The following is a 16,352-nucleotide window of genomic DNA, read 5'->3' as shown; positions in this document are numbered from 1 at the left end:
TCACGGAAAAAAACCGCCGTCACGCAGGTGTTTGCCGGCGCGTGGGCTTTGTACATTTGGTTACTCGGCGAAACCAATCACTCACGGAAGCGGCGGTTTGATTCCACTAGTATCTGTTTCAACGGCTCCACCGGGGCTTACCGAAACAACACTCTGAGGATTTAAAGATGAAAAAAGTATTAGCGCTGATCGTTGCTGCCACTATGGGTCTGTCTTCTGTTGCTTTCGCTGCTGATACCGCAGCTACTGCTCCGGCTACCACCACCGCGCCAGCTGCGACCACCACTACCGCTGCGCCAGCGGCTGCTGCTGAAAAAGCGCCAGCTAAAGCAACGCATCACAAGAAAGCCAAGCACCACAAAAAAGCGCCAGCCCAGAAAGCTCAGGCCGCTAAAAAGCACCACAAAAAAGCGCCAGCTCAGAAAGCCCAGGCTGCTAAAAAACACCACAAAAAAGCGCCAGTGCAGAAAGCTCAGGCCGCTAAAAAACACCACAAAAAAGCCGGTAAAAAAGCTTAATTAATTGATGGTTGCGGAACCGGAAGGTTCCGCACTCTCCAGCCCGTATTCCAGACACCCGGTTCTTCCGGGTGTCTTCTTTTGAGGCGACGAACGATGATCCATCGCTATCTGTTTGAAGTCATTTTCAGCGCGGTAACCCTGTGTGGGGTGATCGTCGGTTGGGAATTGTTTTTGGCCGGCAGCTTCCTGTGATCATTGCGCTGCGGCAGTTTCGTGCAAATGCCGCCAGCCGAGCGCGTCGGGCAGGCGTTCAAACACCACCGTGGAGTAGCGCAGCGTGGCGCTTTGTCCCGGCAGACTCTGTTTTTCCCGGTAGCTGACTACCGCGCCCGTCGGCCATTCGGCCACCAGCTTCATCTCTTCTATCTCGATTTCCAATCCCGGTTTGGCGGCGCGATGCGCGCGGAAAAAAGCGCACAGCGCGGTGAAATCCAGCGGCGCGCCGTTCAGCGCGATCATGCTGAATTCCGGCGTAAAGCGCGCCAGCAGCGCCTGCTCTTCTCCGGCGCCTTTGCCCAGCCAGCGTTCAATGGCGATGTGGGCGTCGATCACTTCGGTAAAATACGGGTTCATAAAGCATCCTGTTGAGCGTTGAGTTGGCGCACGATGGCGCGGTTGGCGAGGCGCAGGCACAGCAACAGCGGGATAAATACGCTGGCGCCCGCCAGAATGAAGCAGGTTCGGTAGGCCGCCGCGGGCGGCAACACGGTCAGCAGCAGATTCAGCAGCAGGCTGAGCAGCGCCACGCCGAGGCAAAAACTGAGCTGGCGGTTGATGTTCCACAGCGCGCTGGCGTCCGCCAATTGGCCGTCGGGGATCTGCAGGAACGCGCTGCTCTGTGCGGTGCTGCTGCACAGGCTGCCGCCAAACCCCATCAGGGCGAAGGCGGCAATCTGCAACGCGTGCTGCCCGGCCAGGTCGATCTGCGCCAGCGTCAGCATGCCGGCGCCTTGCAACAGACAGCCGGCGATCAGCAGCGGCCGCGGGCCGAGGCGGTTAAAGCTTTTGCCGGTCAGCGTGATGGCCAGGAACGACGCCAGCGCCCAGGGCAGCATCAGGCCGCCGACCTGTGCGGCGGGCATCCCCAGCTGGTTTTGCAAATACAGCATCGCCACCAGGCTGACGCCGATGAACAGGCCGGGAATGCACAAATAAACCGCCATGGCGTTGCGCAGCAGCGGATCGGCGACCAGCCGCAGGTTCAGCAGCGGCTGCGGGGTACGCAGGCTATGGCGCAGATAATAGGCCAGCACCAGCAGGCCGGTGGCCAGCAGCGCCGCGCCGGAAGCTTGATGGCCGGCTTCGCTCAGCCGGGTCAGGCCGAGCAGCAGCAGCGTCAGCGCCGCGCAGGCGCTCAGTAATCCTGTCGCGTCGAGCGGTTTGCGCGCCGCCGTCGGCGTTTCCGCACGCAGCCACAGCGCCGCCAGCGCCAGTGCCAGGGCCGCCAGCGGCAGGTTGGCGAAAAACACCCAGCGCCAGTCCAACCGATCGACGAGCCAGCCGCCCAGCGCCGGTGACAGCGCCGGGGCCAGCAGCCCCACCAGCATGATGGCCGCAGACAGCCCGGCGCGTTCATGGCTGCGGTACAGCTGGTAGGTCAGCGTTTGACCGATGGGGATCAGCAAGCCGCCGCCCATGCCTTGCAGGGTGCGCCAGCCGATCAGCGCACCGATGCTGTCGGCGTTGCCCGCGCCGAGGGTAGCCAGCATGAACAGCGCCAGCGACAGCAGGAACACCCGCCGCCCGCCGATGCGCTGCGCCAGCCAGGCGCTGAGCGGGATCACCAGCGTCAGGCCGAGAATATAGCCGTTGCTGACCCACGCCAGTTGGCTGACCGACGCCCGCATCGCCTGGCCGATGGCGGGGTAGGCGACGTTGGCGATAAACATATTGATCAGATCGACGAAAAAGCCGAGCAGATAGACGATTGCCACTTTGCTGCGATAAGACATGGTGCCTCCGGTTGAAGGCGAGCAGTGTATCGGGGGAAAAAGTGCGGATAAATCGGCGGCGGGCGATTACACTGTCAAAATTATTTTGACAATAAGGGCGGTGAAATGCTGAATTTGCAGCGTCTGGCGACCTTCGCGGCGGTGGTGGAAGCGGGTAGCTTTACCGCTGCTGCGGCGGCGCTGGGGCAAACCAAGGCGGTGGTGAGCTTTAACGTCAAGCAGCTGGAGAACGAGCTGGGGGTGTCACTGCTGGCGCGCAGCACCCGACGGCTGTCGCTGACCGATGCCGGCGAACGCTTCTACCAGCGCAGCCTGCAGCTGCTGCAGGAGGCGGAAAACGTGCTGGACGACGTGCGTCGCGATCATCACGGGCTGAGCGGCGTGCTGCGTATCACCAGTACGCCGGAGTACGGCGCGCAGGTGGTGGTGCCGGCGCTGGCGGCATTTTCGCGACAGCATCCACGGCTGCGCATCCAGCATGTCTCTTCTTCTTATCATGCCGATCTGATCTCTGAGCGCTTCGACGTGGCGATCCGTCTGGGCCAACTGGTGGATTCCAGCCACCGCGCGGCGCTGATCGACAGCTTTGCCATTTTTCCGGTGGCGTCGCCGGGTTATCTGGCCGACCGGCCGATTCATTCGCTGACGGATCTGGCGCAGGCGCAGTGGATCGCCCACAGCCGGCTCAGTTCGCCGCTCAGCTGGCAGGTGGTCACGCCGCAGCGCGAAGCGGTGCTGTTCAAGGTTGCGGACGCCGCCACGCTTACCGGCGACAGCGCTGCGGCATTGTTGGCGTTCGCCCTGCATGGCGCCGGGGTGGCGCTGCTGCCGGCGTGGCTGGCGCAGCCCGACATCGATGCCGGCAGGCTGCAGCGGTTACTGCCGGATCACCGTTTCCCTGAGCAGAGCATCTATGCGCTCTACCCGAATACCCGTCACGTGCCGGAGAAGGTGCGGGCGTTTATCGATTTTCTGCGCGCGCGGGTGGCGGCAAAATCGTTAGCGAAATAATAATTCGTTATAACTCTCTCATTTATCATCAAATCTCATCGGGGTATGCTGGAGGGCTTCGTCTACCCCGTCCGATGCGAGCCACCTTCGATGACCGCAGAAAATAACCTCCAGCTGAACCGACGTATTTTGTCCGTGGTGATGTTCACCTTCGTCTGCTACCTGACCATCGGCCTGCCGCTGGCGGTGTTGCCGGGATTTGTGCATGACCACCTGGGCTACAACTCGGTGTTGGCGGGCCTTATCATCAGCGCGCAATACTTCGCCACGCTGTTCAGCCGCCCGCACGCCGGGCGTTATGCCGATCAGCTGGGGCCGAAGAAGGTGGTGCTGTTCGGCCTGGCCTGCTGCGGTGCCAGCGGCCTGTTTTACGCGCTGGCGTTCGGCGTTGACGGTTACCCGTGGCTCAGCCTGCTGTTGCTGTGCGTGGGGCGGGTGTTTCTCGGCGTCGGCGAAAGCTTCGCCAGCACCGGTTCCACGCTATGGGGCATCGGCCGGGTCGGGGCGATGCACACCGCGCGGGTGATTTCCTGGAACGGCGTTGCCACCTACGGGGCGATGGCGGCCGGGGCGCCGCTTGGCGTGTACCTGAATCAGCAGTGGGGATTGGCCGGGGTGGCGGCGCTGATCGTGCTGGCGGTTGCGGTGGCGCTGCTGTTGGCGAGCGGCAAGCCGGACGTCTCGATCGCCGCCGGGCAGCGCATCGCCTTTAGCGCGGTGTTCGGCCGCATCTGGGCCTATGGTCTCGGTCTGGCGATGGGCACCGTCGGTTTCGGCGTGATCGCCACGTTCATCACACTTTACTATGCCGACAAAGGCTGGAGCGGCGCGGCGTTTTCGCTGACGCTGTTCAGCTGCGCCTTCGTCGGCATTCGCCTGATCTTCAGCAACGTCATTAACCGCCACGGCGGGTTGAAGGTGACGCTGGCGTCGTTTCTGGTCGAGATCGTCGGGCTGCTGTTGATCTGGCAGGCTGGTGAGCCCTGGATGGTGCAAACCGGCGCGTTGCTGGCCGGCGCCGGTTTCTCGCTGGTGTTCCCGGCGCTGGGCGTCGAGGCGGTGAAACAGGTGCCGCCGCAGAACCAGGGCACGGCGCTCGGCACCTATTCGGCGTTCCTCGACCTGGCGCTGGGCATCACCGGCCCGCTGGCCGGGCTATTGATCGGGCAGACGGGCGTGCCGTCGATCTATCTGGCGGCGGCGCTGCTGGTGGCGCTCGGGGTGTTGCTCACCCTGCGCCTGCTGCAACGCAGCCGGGCCTGATTCAGGAATAGTCCGAAACCCGGATTCCTTCCCAGAAAATCATTGTTTCGGTGAATGATTACGGTAAGGTCGCTCAGCGGTCCAGAATGAGAGGAGGAATCGATGTATTTACGGCCGGATGAAGTGGCTAAAGTGTTGGAGAATACCGGCTTTGAGCGTGATTATGTCACCGATCAGGCCTATGGTTACCGCAAGGGCGCACACTACGTGTATGTGAATCGCGAAGCGCGGATGGGCAGAACCGCGTTGGTGATCCACCCGGCGCTGAAAGAGAGAAGCGTGCATTTCGCCACGCCGACCTCCCCGGTGCGCTTCAGCGAGCAGTATCTGGAGTTTCCCCTGGATTTAAGCAGCGACACCCCGAACCAGCGCTACGGCATCGCACACGGCTTCAGCTCGCGCGAAGCGCTTTCGCGCTACCTTTACAGCATGTTCCTGTAATCGGTCCCCCGACCCGGGGGACGCTATCAGCCGTGGGCCAACGCTTCGCGGTTGAAACGCTCGTTGTAGGCGCGGCGGAATTGCGCCAGTTCAAACGCATCAATATCCAGCTCGGCGAAGTAAAACAGCGCCGCTTCGGTGTGCTCGGCGTGTAGCTCCGGTGACAGCCCGGCGCGCAGCAGCACGTCACGCCACAGGGCAATCTGCTCGTCGTCCGCCTGTTTGATAAACGTCAGGTAGATGAACAGCAGATAAGCCGCCTGGTGCATCTCTTCGGTGTAGCCGTTGTTCAGCATGCGGATAAAGGTCTGGCTTTGGCGGCCGCCCATTTCCTGGATCATCGATTCGATCAGCATCGGCTTGACCCTCAGCAGATGGGCCAGCGAATCGATGGCTTTGCGGGTGTCGGACGTCAAGATGCGGTAACCGATAATGAATACGACGATCAGGGCGGCGAGGATGATCCAGGTCATTTAGGCTTTATTACACTCTCAATACGCCAGAAGAGGGGCGGGAGGCGCTGTGCGACAGCGCCCGCTATCAATGCTGTTCGCCGCTGAAATTACCGACCGCGCTCTGTTGGCGCAGGTGGTGATTGAAGGTGGCCGCGTCTTTGGCCAGCGCGTCCAGATGGGCGCCGAGCATTTTGATCTGCTTGACTAGCGCATGCTGTTCCGGCACCGAACTGGCGGTGCTCAGTTTGCGCGCCAGTTGTTCATTCTGTGCCCGCAGCGCTGCTTCGCGCTGTTTGGCTTCTTCCAGCAGTTGCTGCAGCGCCTGGTAGCTCTGCTGCCATTCGCGGTGTTGCCGTTCGAAGCTGCTCTGCAACTCATTCATCGCATTTTGAAACTGGATTTCCAGCTCGCGCATTGTCATGGGCTCGATCCTTTGCGGCACTCAATGATGGCTTAGCAGTATAGCGAAAACTGTTCGCAAGCTCACCCGTTGACGACAAATGAGACAAATGCCGCTGACAATTCCCGGCTTGCAACCGCGCCAAGGCGTCTTACAATCGACCCCATTCCCAGCCGTAAAGGCTGCCGTTCAAGAGAGGTGGAACATGAGCGAGCAGGAAAAAGACTTTTTTGAACAGGCGATGGCGGACGTGGTGCCGCTGGAGAGCGGACGGCAGACGCTGTACCTCAAGCCGCAGGCGGCGGTGGACAAAAGCGCGCGGCGCGAAGCGCAGCGGCTGCGGCAGGAAAACTTCCTCAGCACCGATTTTCTCGAGGTGATCCCCTGTGAACAGCCGCTGGAGTTCAAAGGGGAAGGCATTCAGCAGGGCGTGCTGGACAAACTGCGCAACGGGCGTTACCCGCCGCAGGCGTCGCTGAACCTGCTGCGTCAGCCGGTTGAAGCCAGCCGGCAGGCGCTGTTCCGTTTCATTATGCAGGCGGAGGCGCAAAATCTGCGTTCGCTGCTGATCGTGCACGGCCGCGGGCGGCAGAACGAAAGCCATCCGAATATCGTGCGCAGTTACGTCGCCAAATGGCTGGCGCAGTTTGAGCAGGTGCAGGCGTTTTGCCGCGCCTTACCGCGCGACGGCGGCGAGGGCGCTTGTTATGTCACGTTGCGTAAATCGGCGCAGGCCAAGGCAGAAAACTTTGAGCGCCACGCCAAGCGCAGTCGTTGAAAGGATAGCCGAAATAAAATGGCCGGCGAATATCGCCGGCCATCGATGAATTATTTATTAAATATTTTATAGTCCAGCGAATAACGGCCGGCGCCGGTTACCGCCAGCAACAGCAAACCACCAATGATGCTGATGTTTTTAAAGAAGTTAATTTCGTTGCCCATCATTTCCATGCCGGTCATTTTCCAGAACGGATGGCCGATAAACGCGGTGCCCAAGACATACAGGGCGAAAATGACCGCGATAGGCCGAGTAAACAGGCCGAGAATAAGCGCGATGCCGAAAATAAACTCCACCACCACGGCAACGATCGCCGCCAAATAAGGCATCGGCGTGCCATAGCCTTCCATCGCCGTGACGGTTGCACCGAAGTTGACCAGTTTCATCCAGCCGAAAATGATAAACAGAACCATCAGTAGAATACGGGACAGCAGAATTACGCCGTCTTTTGAGCTATCACCCATTTCGAACTCCTTAGCCACTGTCGGAATTATGTTGTCTTGCTGATTAAAGATTAGAACAATTTACGTTTTTTTCTAGCGGCGACGGGCGGTTGCGCCACTTTTTTCGTTGGGTGAGACGCGTGGTGAAGCCGACGGCATTGCCTATACTTGAGCCTGGAGCAAAAACAATTAAAACAGGCAATGTGAGGCCAAGATGGATGAGGAATTGACCGCCGACGGTTACCGCCGTTATTCCGGCGACAAGATTGACGTTTATTTTAACAGCGCGATATGCCGCCATTCCGCCAACTGCGTGCGTGGCAACGCGGCTATTTTTACCCTGAACCGCCGGCCGTGGATTATGCCGGACAATGCCGACGCGGCCGAAGTGAAACGCGTTATCGACACTGGCCCCAGCGGCGCACTGAAATATAGGGAGAAATAATATGGAACATAAAATACTGGCAGACGAGAAGCGTTTTTATATCAATGACGAGCATGGCAAGCTGATCGCCGAGATCTCTTTCGTGCCGAGCGGCGACAAGCTGACCATTATCGATCACACCTGGGTGGATGAGTCATTGAAGGGGCAGGGCGTCGGCAAAAAGCTGGTGGCGCTGGTGGTGGAGAAAATGCGCGCGGAGCAGCGTAAAATCATTCCGCTATGCCCGTTCGCCAAGCATGAGTTCGATACCACCCCAGCCTATCAGGACATTCGCGCCTGAGGCGATAACGGGGCGCGGCGCGCCCCGATCATTCAGCAGACGCCGAAATCGCCGTCCTCGTGGTACAGCGCCACCTCGTTGGCCTGCACCTCCGTACGCTGCTCTTTACCCAGTTCATTCCAGCTGCAAACCAGGGTTTCGCCGTCGATCGCCACCACGGTCATCTTCGGGCCGCCGGTGGTGCGTTGTACAAAATCACCGATATTGAATGCCATGCGTTCCTCCACAACAGATTAAACCTCATCTATTGATAACACAGAATGGCGCCGCCGTTGGCAGGTGTTTCGTTATGCATTAGATTATATAGCGATTATCACCAAGGAGAGCAGACTAACATGCCGGGATTATTGATGTTTTATGTGGGCGGTACGGCGCCGGGCGCCAATATTGAGTTGCACGACGTGCAGTTTGCGGCGGCGGATCGGCCGGAAGAGGCGTATCCGCTGCTGCGTGAAAAGTGGTTCGGCGATAAGCGCAAGGTGCATGTCGACGGCTATGCGCGCATCGACTGGGCGGACGGTTACGACGTGAGCCTGGAGCCCGCGCTGTTCGCCGGTGAAGAGAAGCTGTTTTTCGTCAACGTGGGCGGCTACCGCAGCGATGAGCTGGCGGAACTGCACCAGTTCGGCCTGTTCGTGGCGCGCTCCGCCGACGAGGCGAAAGACAAAGCCAAACGGGTACTGCTGACTGACAGCGCGCAGCAGCACAAGGATGACCTGGCCGAAGTGGACGACTGCCTGCTGCTGCAGGCGCTGCAGGGCTACCACGTTCATTTGCGCGCCAACCCGCACGGCAAACCGGCCCGGCCGCTGTGGCAGGGGTATCTGCCAATCGGCGAACCCGCGTTATAACGCCGCCAGCGCCTGCAGCTGTTGCCGCAACCAGCGGCAGGCCTCCGGCCGGCCGTTCTTGCGGTGCAGGTAGATTTTGATCTGATACGGCGGCACCGGAAACGGCAGGGGATGGATATCCAGCGCCGCCGCCTGCCGCAATTTTTGCGCGGCGTAACGCGGCATGCTCATCACCAGTTTGCTGTCGGCGACGATGAACGGCGCGCCCAGCAGCGAAGGCGTGCGGATGGCGATATCGCGCTGCAGCCCCAGTTTGTCGAGCTGGTAGTCAATGACGCCACGCTGTTCGTTCCACGGCGTCACCACCAGATGACGCGCCTGCAGGTAGTTTTCCAGCGTCAGCTCGCCGTATTTCGCGCTGAACGCGGGCGAACAGATCGCCACATACTCATCCTCTAGCCAGCTCACCTCGTCGATCTCCGGGTAGCTTTCGCCATCGGTTTCGGTAAAGCCCAGCGCGAAGTCGATGCGCCCCGCCAGCAGATCGTTCAGCGCCACCTTGCGCTCGGAATAGCGCAGCTGAAACGATAACCCCGGCGCCAGGCGCTGCATCTGCGCCATCAGTGCGGGAAACACCGCGAAAGCGGTGTAATCGGTAATGGCGAAGGTGAAGCTCTCCCGGCTTTCGGCGGGGACGAAGCGCGGGCGCGGATGCAGCCCTTTGGCCAGCAGCGCCAGACTTTCGCTGACGGTCGGGGCCAGGCTGTCGGCATACACCGTCGGGTGCATGTCGTTGCCGACCCGGTAGAACAGCTCGTCTGCCAGCGCCTTGCGCAGCCGGATCAGCGCGTGGCTCAACGCCGACGCACTGAGGGCCAGCTCTGCTGCGGCGCGCGTCACCGATCGCAGCCGATAGACCGCTTCGAACACCAGCAGCAGGTTGAGATCAAGACGCTTCAAATCCAGATGCATGATATTCATTACCTGTTGATGAAAATGCAGTTCATACAGTATTTGAGGCGCGATATGCTGGCAAGCACAGTCATCAACACACTCAGGATTTGCCATGACCATTGAGATTTATCCGGCGCAAAAAAGCGACGCCAAACTGATTCTGGATATGATTATCGAGCTGGCAGTGTACGAAAAGGCGCGCGAGCAGGTGCTGGCCAGCGTGGAAGACATCGAACGCAGCCTGTTTGGGCCGGGCGCCTGTTCCGAAGCGCTGATTTGTACGGTGAACGGCGAGCCGGCGGGTTATGCGGTGTTCTTTATGAGTTACTCCACCTGGCTGGGTAAAAATGGCATCTATCTGGAAGACCTGTACGTGGCGCCGAAGCATCGCGGCGCGGGCGCCGGTAAAAAGCTGCTGCGACACATCGCCCAGCTGGCGTGCGAACGGCAGTGCGGTCGCCTGGAGTGGAGCGTGCTGGACTGGAACCAACCGGCCATCGATTTCTACCTCAGCATCGGCGCGCAGCCGCAGGGCGAGTGGGTGCGCTATCGTATGGAAGGCGAGGCGCTGACGCACTTCGCGGCGCACGGGGCGGCGTTACCGGCACAATAGCCGTTGGGGGGAGGCGGCCTCCCCAACTGTGGTGATGTGAACGGTTTACTGCGGATCAATCAGGCGGGTTTGCGGGCGGCGAGAATGAAGATCATCGGGCGCTCCTGCTCTTCGCCCAGCGCCGGATTAGCGGCGATTTGCTGCGCGCTGGGGCCCCATTCGTTCAAATGCTGGATGATAAACCCTTGCTGCGCCAGCGGGTTGATATAGCCGCCAAGCGTGCGGTGCTGCTTGATGACGCCTTCCGCCAGCCAGTTGGAAACGCGCTGGCCTTCTCGCTGGTAACCGTTGACCGGCCAGGATTTCTGCCCGTTGCCGTCGGTCAGCCAGCCCTGCTGCGCCGGGGCGGTGTAGATCGGGTGCTCGGCGGTGAAGATGAACTGCCCGCCGGGTTTCAGCGCGGCGTACACCGTGGCGAACAGGGCGGCCAGATCCTCGAGGTAGTGCAGCGTCAGCGAGCTGTAGACCAGATCGTAACTTTCCGGCGGCAGCTGCAGCTGCGCCAAATCTTGCCGACGGTACTCGATGCCCGCGTCGGCGGTCATTTCCCGCGCTTTGGCCAGCATTTTTTCCGAGACGTCCAGTCCCAGCACGCTGACTGCGCCCTGTTCGCGCGCGCTGCGGCAGAACCAGCCGTAGCCGCAGCCGAGATCGACCACGCTTTTGCCCTGTAAATCCGGCAGGATGCGGCGGATGGCGGGCCATTCCGGCGCGCCGTCCAGGCCGTGCTGCGAGCGGCTGAGCTGCGCATAGCCGTCGAAGAAAGCCTGATTGTCATAGATGTTTTGCGTCATGATGACTCCTTAGTGAATGACGGCGGCGGAATGCCGCTGCCATACCCTGCATATTGCTGCATAATTCTACGCTGACAACATGAATAACGGGAATGACGATGGACATGATTTCGGTGCGGCAAGCGCCCGAGCTGGCGCCGCGCGCCATTGCGTATTTTCAGCGGCACTGGGCCACGGCAGAGACGCTGATGATGTATGAAGACGCCATCAACTGCAGCCTCGGCGCCGCCAACCCGCTGCCGCAGTGGTACCTGCTGATGGAAAATGACCAGATCCTCGGCTGTGCGGGGCTCATCACCAACGACTTTATCAGCCGTGGGGAGTTGTATCCCTGGCTGTGCGCGCTCTACGTAGAAGAGACGCAGCGCGGCAGGGGCTACGGCGCCAAACTGATTGAGCATGTAGCTGCGGAAACCCGCCGGCTGGGCTTCCCGCAGCTGCACCTGTGCACCGATCTGGAAGGGTATTACGAACGCAGCGGCTTCGTTTATAACGGGCTCGGGTATCACCCCTGGGGCGAAGCCTCACGGGTCTATTCACGGGCGCTGTGATCGCCCTCGCCGGGGGCGTGTAAGACAAACCTGACTTTTCTTTCACCTCATCGCGCAACGCGGGTTACACTGACCGCTTGTTCGCCACCGACCGGGTTAATTCGCCGCCGCGATGAGAGTGCCACGCCAGCTACAGCAACGCTTTACCGCCTGCATCGCCATTATGGCGGTGCTGTTGCTGTTTGTGGCGCCGGTGGTGTCGAAATCGCTGATGCACCACCCGATGATGGGCGGCATGATGCAAACGGACGCCGCTATGCCGCACGACATGCACGGGATGGCGATGCCCGCCGCCGAGCATGCCGGCCACCACGGCATGGATCCTGCGGAGATGATTTTCTGCGGCTATTGCGAGCTGCTGATCCACGTGCCGCTGCTGCTGTGGGCATTCGTCCCGCTGCTGTGGCTGATGGCGCGCATCGCGCGCCTGCCTTGCGCGCCGCGCATCGTTTCTCCGCCCCTTCGGCGCCTGACTCTGCGGCCGAGCCCGCGCGGGCCGCCCGGCCAACCGTTTTTCCCTATTGCTTGATCATGGGTAACGCCGTCCGTATCGCTGCGGACGGTTTGCCTGCGCGCACAGTTTGAAAAACGAGAAAGGCCATGTCTTCAATAACCAAAACTCCACCTGCCGCATCGCCGCGTGGCGCGATGCTGAACCTGATCAGACGGCTGCATTTTTATATCGGCCTGCTGGTCGCTCCTTTTATTCTGGTCGCTGCACTGACCGGCACGCTGTATGTGCTGACGCCGCAGCTTGAAGAGGCGCTGTATCGCGATGCGCTTTTCACCGAACCGCACGGGCAGGCGAGATCGCTGGCTGACCAGATCGCCGCCGCCCGCCGTGCGGCGGGTGACGAGGCGCGCATTTACGCCGTGCGTCCGGCACCCGGCTCAATGGACACCACCCGCGTGCAGTTCGCGAGTGCCGATCTGGGCGCCTCCGAGTCGCGCGCGCTGTTTGTCGATCCTTACACCCTGGCGATCAAGGGCGACATGACGGTGTACGGCACCTCTGGCGTGCTGCCGCTGCGCACCTGGCTGGACAAGCTACACAGCAGCCTGTTGCTCGGCGACCTGGGGCGCAACTACAGCGAGCTGGCGGCCTCCTGGCTGTGGGTGGCCGCGCTGGGTGGCGTGGCGCTGTGGCTGGCGACGCGGCCGAAGCGCAAGCTGAAAAGGGCAAAAGGGGGCTTCGCCGCCAGCCGCCATTGGCATATCACGCTGGGCGTGGCGCTGCTGGCCGGGCTGCTGTTCTTCTCGGCTACCGGGTTGACCTGGTCGCAGTGGGCCGGCAGCAACATCGACGCACTGCGGGCCAACCTGGGCTGGCTGACGCCGCAGGTCAACACCAGCCTGCAGGCCGATGCGCCGCAGACGCCGGCCGATCCGCACGCCGAGCACCGCGGGATGATGCCGGGCATGAAGATGGGCCCTGCCGCGCAGGCCAATGCGTTGAACGGTGATTGGGATCGGGCGCTGCACGCTGCGCGCGCCGCCGGGATCGACGCCGTCAAGGTCGAGCTGCGCCAGCCGAAAGGCGAGGGCAAAGCCTGGACGGTGACCGAAGTGGATCGCAGCTGGCCGACGCAGGTGGACGCGGTCGCCATCGCGCCGCAAAGCTTCGCCGTCATCGATCAGGTGCGGTTCGACACCTTCCCACTCATCGCCAAGCTGACCCGCTGGGGCATCGACGCCCACATGGGCATTCTGTTCGGCTTGCCGAATCAGCTGCTGCTGGCGGCGTTCGGCCTCGGGCTGTGCCTGATGATTGCGCTGGGTTACCGCATGTGGTGGAGTCGCCGCCCGGCGGCGGGTGCGCAGCATCCGGTGCATACGCTGGTTGCCGCCTGGCTGGCGCTTTCCCTGCCGGCACGCGTCGTCACGCTGCTGGTTGCAGCCGTACTGGGTTATTGCCTGCCGGTAATGGGCGTGAGCCTCGCGGCGTTGCTGCTGGCGGACGTGTGGCGCTGGCGCGGCCAGCGGCAAGGCCTTCAGGACGAAACGCCGGAAGCGGCCGCCCGCCGCGCCGAGGTGCGCAAGTTCCGCGCGGCGGTGGCGACAGTGGCGGTGGCGGTCGGCTGCGTGATGGGCCGGGCGATCCTCGGCGGCACCGTCGAACAGTTTCAGCTGCCGTTCGGTGACTGGAGCGCACAGATGGTGATCATGCAGAGCCTGATGGTACTGCTGTATACGCTGGTGTTCACCCTGCTGCTTTCCATTCCGCTGTGGTATTTCTTCCTGGGGGAGAAAGAGGGGCGGTGAGGTAGCGTCCGGCATGCCTGCGGGCATGCCGGATATTTGGGAATAGGGCTTAAGCGCGTATCATCTCACCAGATAGGCAATTTCCACTGAAAGGAAGCGAACGATGACGTTTGAATAAGTGTGGGATATGTATAACTAAATGTATTTATTAATATTTTTGTGCTGTGCTCTATCCATCTGCGCAATTTTGTTCAGAAAGATTTTTCAGTTCTGATCTTCTATAAAATATCCCATCGGGCCGTGCCAAGCCTGGGGCTTTGGCGTACTCCCAAACTGAAAAATGCGTGAATTGGTAATCGCTCCCTGGTTTGGTTATTCTCTGAGCTGGACACATTTTGCTTAAGGAAAGCGAATGGACGCAAAGCAAATTGCACATGGAATTTTGGATGGAATTTCGACTATTCCCAGCGGGATGTATCATGGTGTCGTTCGCACTTGGCAAGGAGCTGGATTGGCTGGTAGCAACCTTAAGACTAGAAACCAAGAAGAAACAGAACGTTTCGCCCGTATGGTCAAGTCGATGGGTAACAGTGAAGAGCCCTTACGACGCCTGATTACTATTGTGATCACTGATTTCTATCAGAAATTAGACGCTAGCGGCAAAGAGTCCATCAATAATAAACTAGCCTATGGTGCCGGTCGTCTTGGTGGACGAACTGGGGGCCAATTTGCATTGGCGCAATTTGTGGCTCACATGATGCTAAGGAAAGCGACCTCTGCATTAGCCTATAAACAATTTGTACGCTTTGGCGCTTCGTTCACTCTCAACCTTGTAATGTTACAGGGACTTATCGAAGAGGCAGCCCAAGCATCCCGACGAATGCAAGTTAAGTTTCCTCAAACATACCGGAAGGTGTCGGCGTTAAATTTAGATATGGCATATTTCTTGGTTGAGGCGCAACTAGAGCCATATCTCCAATTCATTAACAGCCACCCTATGCTTTGTAAAGGTATTCAGAATGAACTCTGCAAAATCCTCTCTAACCAGAAAACTCACTAAGTATATAGGGTTAGGTGCTTCACATGCTTTGGAAGCCATAGTAACCGGCGTTTGCGCGATTGCTGCTTTCATGTCGCTGTTCTTACTTGATGGGGCAGTGATGAAGGTTGCTGGCTTTGTTGGTTTCTTCGTTGCCGGCTATCTAATCACCCTGGCGATTGCATGGCTGCGTGGGGAGCGGTAACAAAGTGGCGACGTAATTTTCTTGTCGCCATTACCAATGGTTCCACTGTGCTCATTACTTCACCTACTGTATTCCCAAAGCTCTCGGGGGCTGCTTTTTTACTGGATCTGTGCGGAGCATCCTGGGAAACTGTGTCGTTAGTGGGGTGATAGCCCGATTAGGCAGGCATATTCTTAACCACCGATTCCATTCCCCACTGGTTCGAGCGGACGCTTCTTCTCCAGATTTTACTGGGTGTTCTCGGATAAAAACAAAAAAGCCCGCAACCGAAGTTGTGGGCTTTTTCGCTATTATCGCCGGGTCTATCTGGTTCACTGGCGACGTATTTGGTGGACTGGCGGTTTTGCATGCGCTTTCCCGTCCCGTCACTCCCTTCGCAGCCCTGTCCCTCCGCGGCCTGAGCCTGCCCATGCACCTGCATGAAAACCGACCCACGAAGCGTGCAGGCGAGGCGGGGAAAGCACTGCGCGCCAGCGGTAAAGTATTTATTTAATGATATTTAATTTCGCGGCCTGAGCGCGTCGCTGCGCTGCGCAGGTTCGCGGGAGTGTCTGTGGTTAGCACGGAGACGTTTGAAGACGTGACGGGCTTCTGAGGTGACCAGTCGAGTGGTAAGAAAAAGTCCCCCCAAAGAAGGTGAAAATCAGTTATTCCGGCATTCATTGAAACGCTTCTAAAGCTGCTATTTCCCTAACGTATTCGGGCCTGTGGCAGCCTTGCCTCGGAATGCAACTGCATTAAAACTGACACACAAAGCGGGCAGGTGAGGCGGGGAAAGCATTGCGCGCTGATAGTGTTAAATCATTTTAATTTGTTGGTGCTAACAATAGATAACATAAGGCATCAGTTTTGGCCTCAGAAGTTTACACAGTTGCATTGAGTGTTCATAAGAAGGAGAGAGGCCTGAGTGGCTCAATGTTGAGTGAGATCAGGTTAACGAGAATGAACAATACTTGTTCATTTACTCTTCTTAAATTGCTATTCTAATTGAATGAAATTGTTGTAACTTTAAATTATCAGGCTTGAAATGGAGTTCCAAATGATTGCATCACTACTCACCAATGAATACGTAAGTGCCTTTGGATATATAGTTGGGGTGGTCTCTGGGTGTATAGCAATATACCAGACTATGCAAGTGACCAAGAAAAATAATGAGATACAACAGCTTAATGTTACGATAAATGATCTCAATTCGCAGATTACAAATATCACAA

The 16,352-nt window shown here is 59.1% G+C and carries 22 protein-coding genes; 14 read left to right on the top strand and 8 right to left on the bottom strand.

Annotated features, from left to right (window positions below):
- Positions 1-167 precede the first annotated feature (167 nt).
- Positions 168-518, top strand: a complete 351-nt coding sequence (gene asr, locus QMZ29_RS02965; protein WP_004928953.1) for an acid resistance repetitive basic protein Asr — start codon at positions 168-170, stop codon at positions 516-518.
- Between the two features lie 195 nt (positions 519-713).
- Here the strand turns inward: asr and QMZ29_RS02960 are convergent, their stop codons facing one another.
- Positions 714-1,094, bottom strand: a complete 381-nt coding sequence (locus QMZ29_RS02960; protein ID WP_043138374.1) for a DUF4440 domain-containing protein — start codon at positions 1,092-1,094, stop codon at positions 714-716.
- On the bottom strand, positions 1,091-2,473 hold the full coding sequence (locus tag QMZ29_RS02955) for an MFS transporter (protein WP_197826802.1): 1,383 nt from the start codon (positions 2,471-2,473) through the stop codon (positions 1,091-1,093). The genes QMZ29_RS02960 and QMZ29_RS02955 overlap by 4 nt, the downstream gene beginning before the upstream one ends.
- 105 nt (positions 2,474-2,578) lie before the next feature.
- On the opposite strand from QMZ29_RS02955, the gene QMZ29_RS02950 reads away from it, so the two are divergent.
- From QMZ29_RS02950 to QMZ29_RS02940, 3 genes are all read left to right on the top strand, one after another.
- Entirely contained in the window at positions 2,579-3,484 is a 906-nt protein-coding gene (locus QMZ29_RS02950) for a LysR family transcriptional regulator (RefSeq protein WP_261426675.1), read from the top strand.
- Between the two features lie 90 nt (positions 3,485-3,574).
- Positions 3,575-4,747, top strand: coding sequence for an MFS transporter (locus QMZ29_RS02945; protein ID WP_089196196.1), 1,173 nt, complete (start codon positions 3,575-3,577; stop codon positions 4,745-4,747).
- A 102-nt stretch (positions 4,748-4,849) separates the two neighbouring features.
- Positions 4,850-5,188, top strand: coding sequence for a DUF2002 family protein (locus tag QMZ29_RS02940; protein ID WP_025303979.1), 339 nt, complete (start codon positions 4,850-4,852; stop codon positions 5,186-5,188).
- A gap of 26 nt (positions 5,189-5,214) precedes the next feature.
- Here QMZ29_RS02940 and QMZ29_RS02935 read toward each other — a convergent pair whose 3' ends face one another.
- Together QMZ29_RS02935 and QMZ29_RS02930 are read right to left on the bottom strand one after the other, a co-directional pair.
- Positions 5,215-5,661 carry a DUF1198 family protein gene (locus QMZ29_RS02935; RefSeq protein ID WP_025303978.1) on the bottom strand — a complete coding sequence of 149 codons (447 nt, stop codon included), beginning with the start codon at positions 5,659-5,661 and terminating at the stop codon, positions 5,215-5,217.
- Positions 5,662-5,728: 67 nt separating this feature from the next.
- Positions 5,729-6,064: an MbeD/MobD family mobilization/exclusion family protein gene (locus QMZ29_RS02930; RefSeq protein WP_004928976.1), complete on the bottom strand. Its 336-nt coding sequence runs from the start codon at positions 6,062-6,064 to the stop codon at positions 5,729-5,731.
- A 184-nt stretch (positions 6,065-6,248) separates the two neighbouring features.
- Between QMZ29_RS02930 and smrA the strand changes: the two genes are divergently transcribed.
- On the top strand, positions 6,249-6,821 hold the full coding sequence (gene smrA, locus QMZ29_RS02925; protein ID WP_025303977.1) for a DNA endonuclease SmrA: 573 nt from the start codon (positions 6,249-6,251) through the stop codon (positions 6,819-6,821).
- 50 nt (positions 6,822-6,871) lie between these two features.
- On the opposite strand, the gene QMZ29_RS02920 is transcribed toward smrA, so the two are convergent.
- The gene (locus QMZ29_RS02920) at positions 6,872-7,285 is read right to left on the bottom strand and encodes a DoxX family protein (RefSeq protein WP_016929826.1); all 414 of its coding nucleotides are present in this window, start codon (positions 7,283-7,285) and stop codon (positions 6,872-6,874) included.
- Between the two features lie 193 nt (positions 7,286-7,478).
- Between QMZ29_RS02920 and QMZ29_RS02915 the strand changes: the two genes are divergently transcribed.
- Entirely contained in the window at positions 7,479-7,709 is a 231-nt protein-coding gene (locus QMZ29_RS02915; protein WP_261426672.1) for a (4Fe-4S)-binding protein, read from the top strand.
- 1 nt (position 7,710) lies between these two features.
- Positions 7,711-7,989, top strand: a complete 279-nt coding sequence (locus QMZ29_RS02910; RefSeq protein WP_016929824.1) for a GNAT family N-acetyltransferase — start codon at positions 7,711-7,713, stop codon at positions 7,987-7,989.
- A gap of 32 nt (positions 7,990-8,021) precedes the next feature.
- Here QMZ29_RS02910 and QMZ29_RS02905 read toward each other — a convergent pair whose 3' ends face one another.
- Positions 8,022-8,204, bottom strand: coding sequence for a GDFGVC terminal motif YodC-like protein (locus tag QMZ29_RS02905; RefSeq protein ID WP_016929823.1), 183 nt, complete (start codon positions 8,202-8,204; stop codon positions 8,022-8,024).
- Between the two features lie 120 nt (positions 8,205-8,324).
- On the opposite strand from QMZ29_RS02905, the gene QMZ29_RS02900 reads away from it, so the two are divergent.
- Positions 8,325-8,840, top strand: a complete 516-nt coding sequence (locus tag QMZ29_RS02900) for a DUF1543 domain-containing protein (protein ID WP_197811342.1) — start codon at positions 8,325-8,327, stop codon at positions 8,838-8,840.
- Here the strand turns inward: QMZ29_RS02900 and QMZ29_RS02895 are convergent.
- On the bottom strand, positions 8,835-9,761 hold the full coding sequence (locus QMZ29_RS02895) for a LysR substrate-binding domain-containing protein (RefSeq protein WP_060434308.1): 927 nt from the start codon (positions 9,759-9,761) through the stop codon (positions 8,835-8,837). The two genes, QMZ29_RS02900 and QMZ29_RS02895, sit on opposite strands and share 6 nt — an antisense overlap.
- Before the next feature lie 85 nt (positions 9,762-9,846).
- On the opposite strand from QMZ29_RS02895, the gene QMZ29_RS02890 reads away from it, so the two are divergent.
- Positions 9,847-10,347, top strand: coding sequence for a GNAT family N-acetyltransferase (locus tag QMZ29_RS02890; RefSeq protein ID WP_025303970.1), 501 nt, complete (start codon positions 9,847-9,849; stop codon positions 10,345-10,347).
- A 59-nt stretch (positions 10,348-10,406) separates the two neighbouring features.
- On the opposite strand, the gene QMZ29_RS02885 is transcribed toward QMZ29_RS02890, so the two are convergent.
- The gene (locus tag QMZ29_RS02885; RefSeq protein ID WP_261426670.1) at positions 10,407-11,141 is read right to left on the bottom strand and encodes a class I SAM-dependent methyltransferase; all 735 of its coding nucleotides are present in this window, start codon (positions 11,139-11,141) and stop codon (positions 10,407-10,409) included.
- Positions 11,142-11,239: 98 nt separating this feature from the next.
- Between QMZ29_RS02885 and QMZ29_RS02880 the strand changes: the two genes are divergently transcribed.
- From QMZ29_RS02880 to QMZ29_RS02860, 5 genes are all read left to right on the top strand, one after another.
- The gene (locus tag QMZ29_RS02880; protein WP_060434479.1) at positions 11,240-11,692 is read left to right on the top strand and encodes a GNAT family N-acetyltransferase; all 453 of its coding nucleotides are present in this window, start codon (positions 11,240-11,242) and stop codon (positions 11,690-11,692) included.
- Positions 11,693-11,804: 112 nt separating this feature from the next.
- The gene (locus QMZ29_RS02875) at positions 11,805-12,221 is read left to right on the top strand and encodes a DUF2946 domain-containing protein (protein ID WP_261426660.1); all 417 of its coding nucleotides are present in this window, start codon (positions 11,805-11,807) and stop codon (positions 12,219-12,221) included.
- A 71-nt stretch (positions 12,222-12,292) separates the two neighbouring features.
- Positions 12,293-13,954: a DUF2534 family protein gene (locus tag QMZ29_RS02870; RefSeq protein WP_261426658.1), complete on the top strand. Its 1,662-nt coding sequence runs from the start codon at positions 12,293-12,295 to the stop codon at positions 13,952-13,954.
- A 352-nt stretch (positions 13,955-14,306) separates the two neighbouring features.
- Positions 14,307-14,954, top strand: coding sequence for an Ssp6 family T6SS pore-forming effector (locus QMZ29_RS02865; protein WP_147827566.1), 648 nt, complete (start codon positions 14,307-14,309; stop codon positions 14,952-14,954).
- Positions 14,914-15,138 carry a hypothetical protein gene (locus QMZ29_RS02860; RefSeq protein ID WP_055317294.1) on the top strand — a complete coding sequence of 75 codons (225 nt, stop codon included), beginning with the start codon at positions 14,914-14,916 and terminating at the stop codon, positions 15,136-15,138. Before QMZ29_RS02865 ends, QMZ29_RS02860 begins: the two co-directional genes overlap by 41 nt.
- The last annotated feature ends 1,214 nt before the right edge of the window (positions 15,139-16,352 follow it).

It is taken from the genome of Serratia sp. PF-27, assembly GCF_030053255.1.
GTDB lineage: Bacteria > Pseudomonadota > Gammaproteobacteria > Enterobacterales > Enterobacteriaceae > Serratia > Serratia bockelmannii.
Note: the sequence above shows the minus strand (reverse complement) of the source record. Positions and strands in the feature narration are given on the sequence as shown.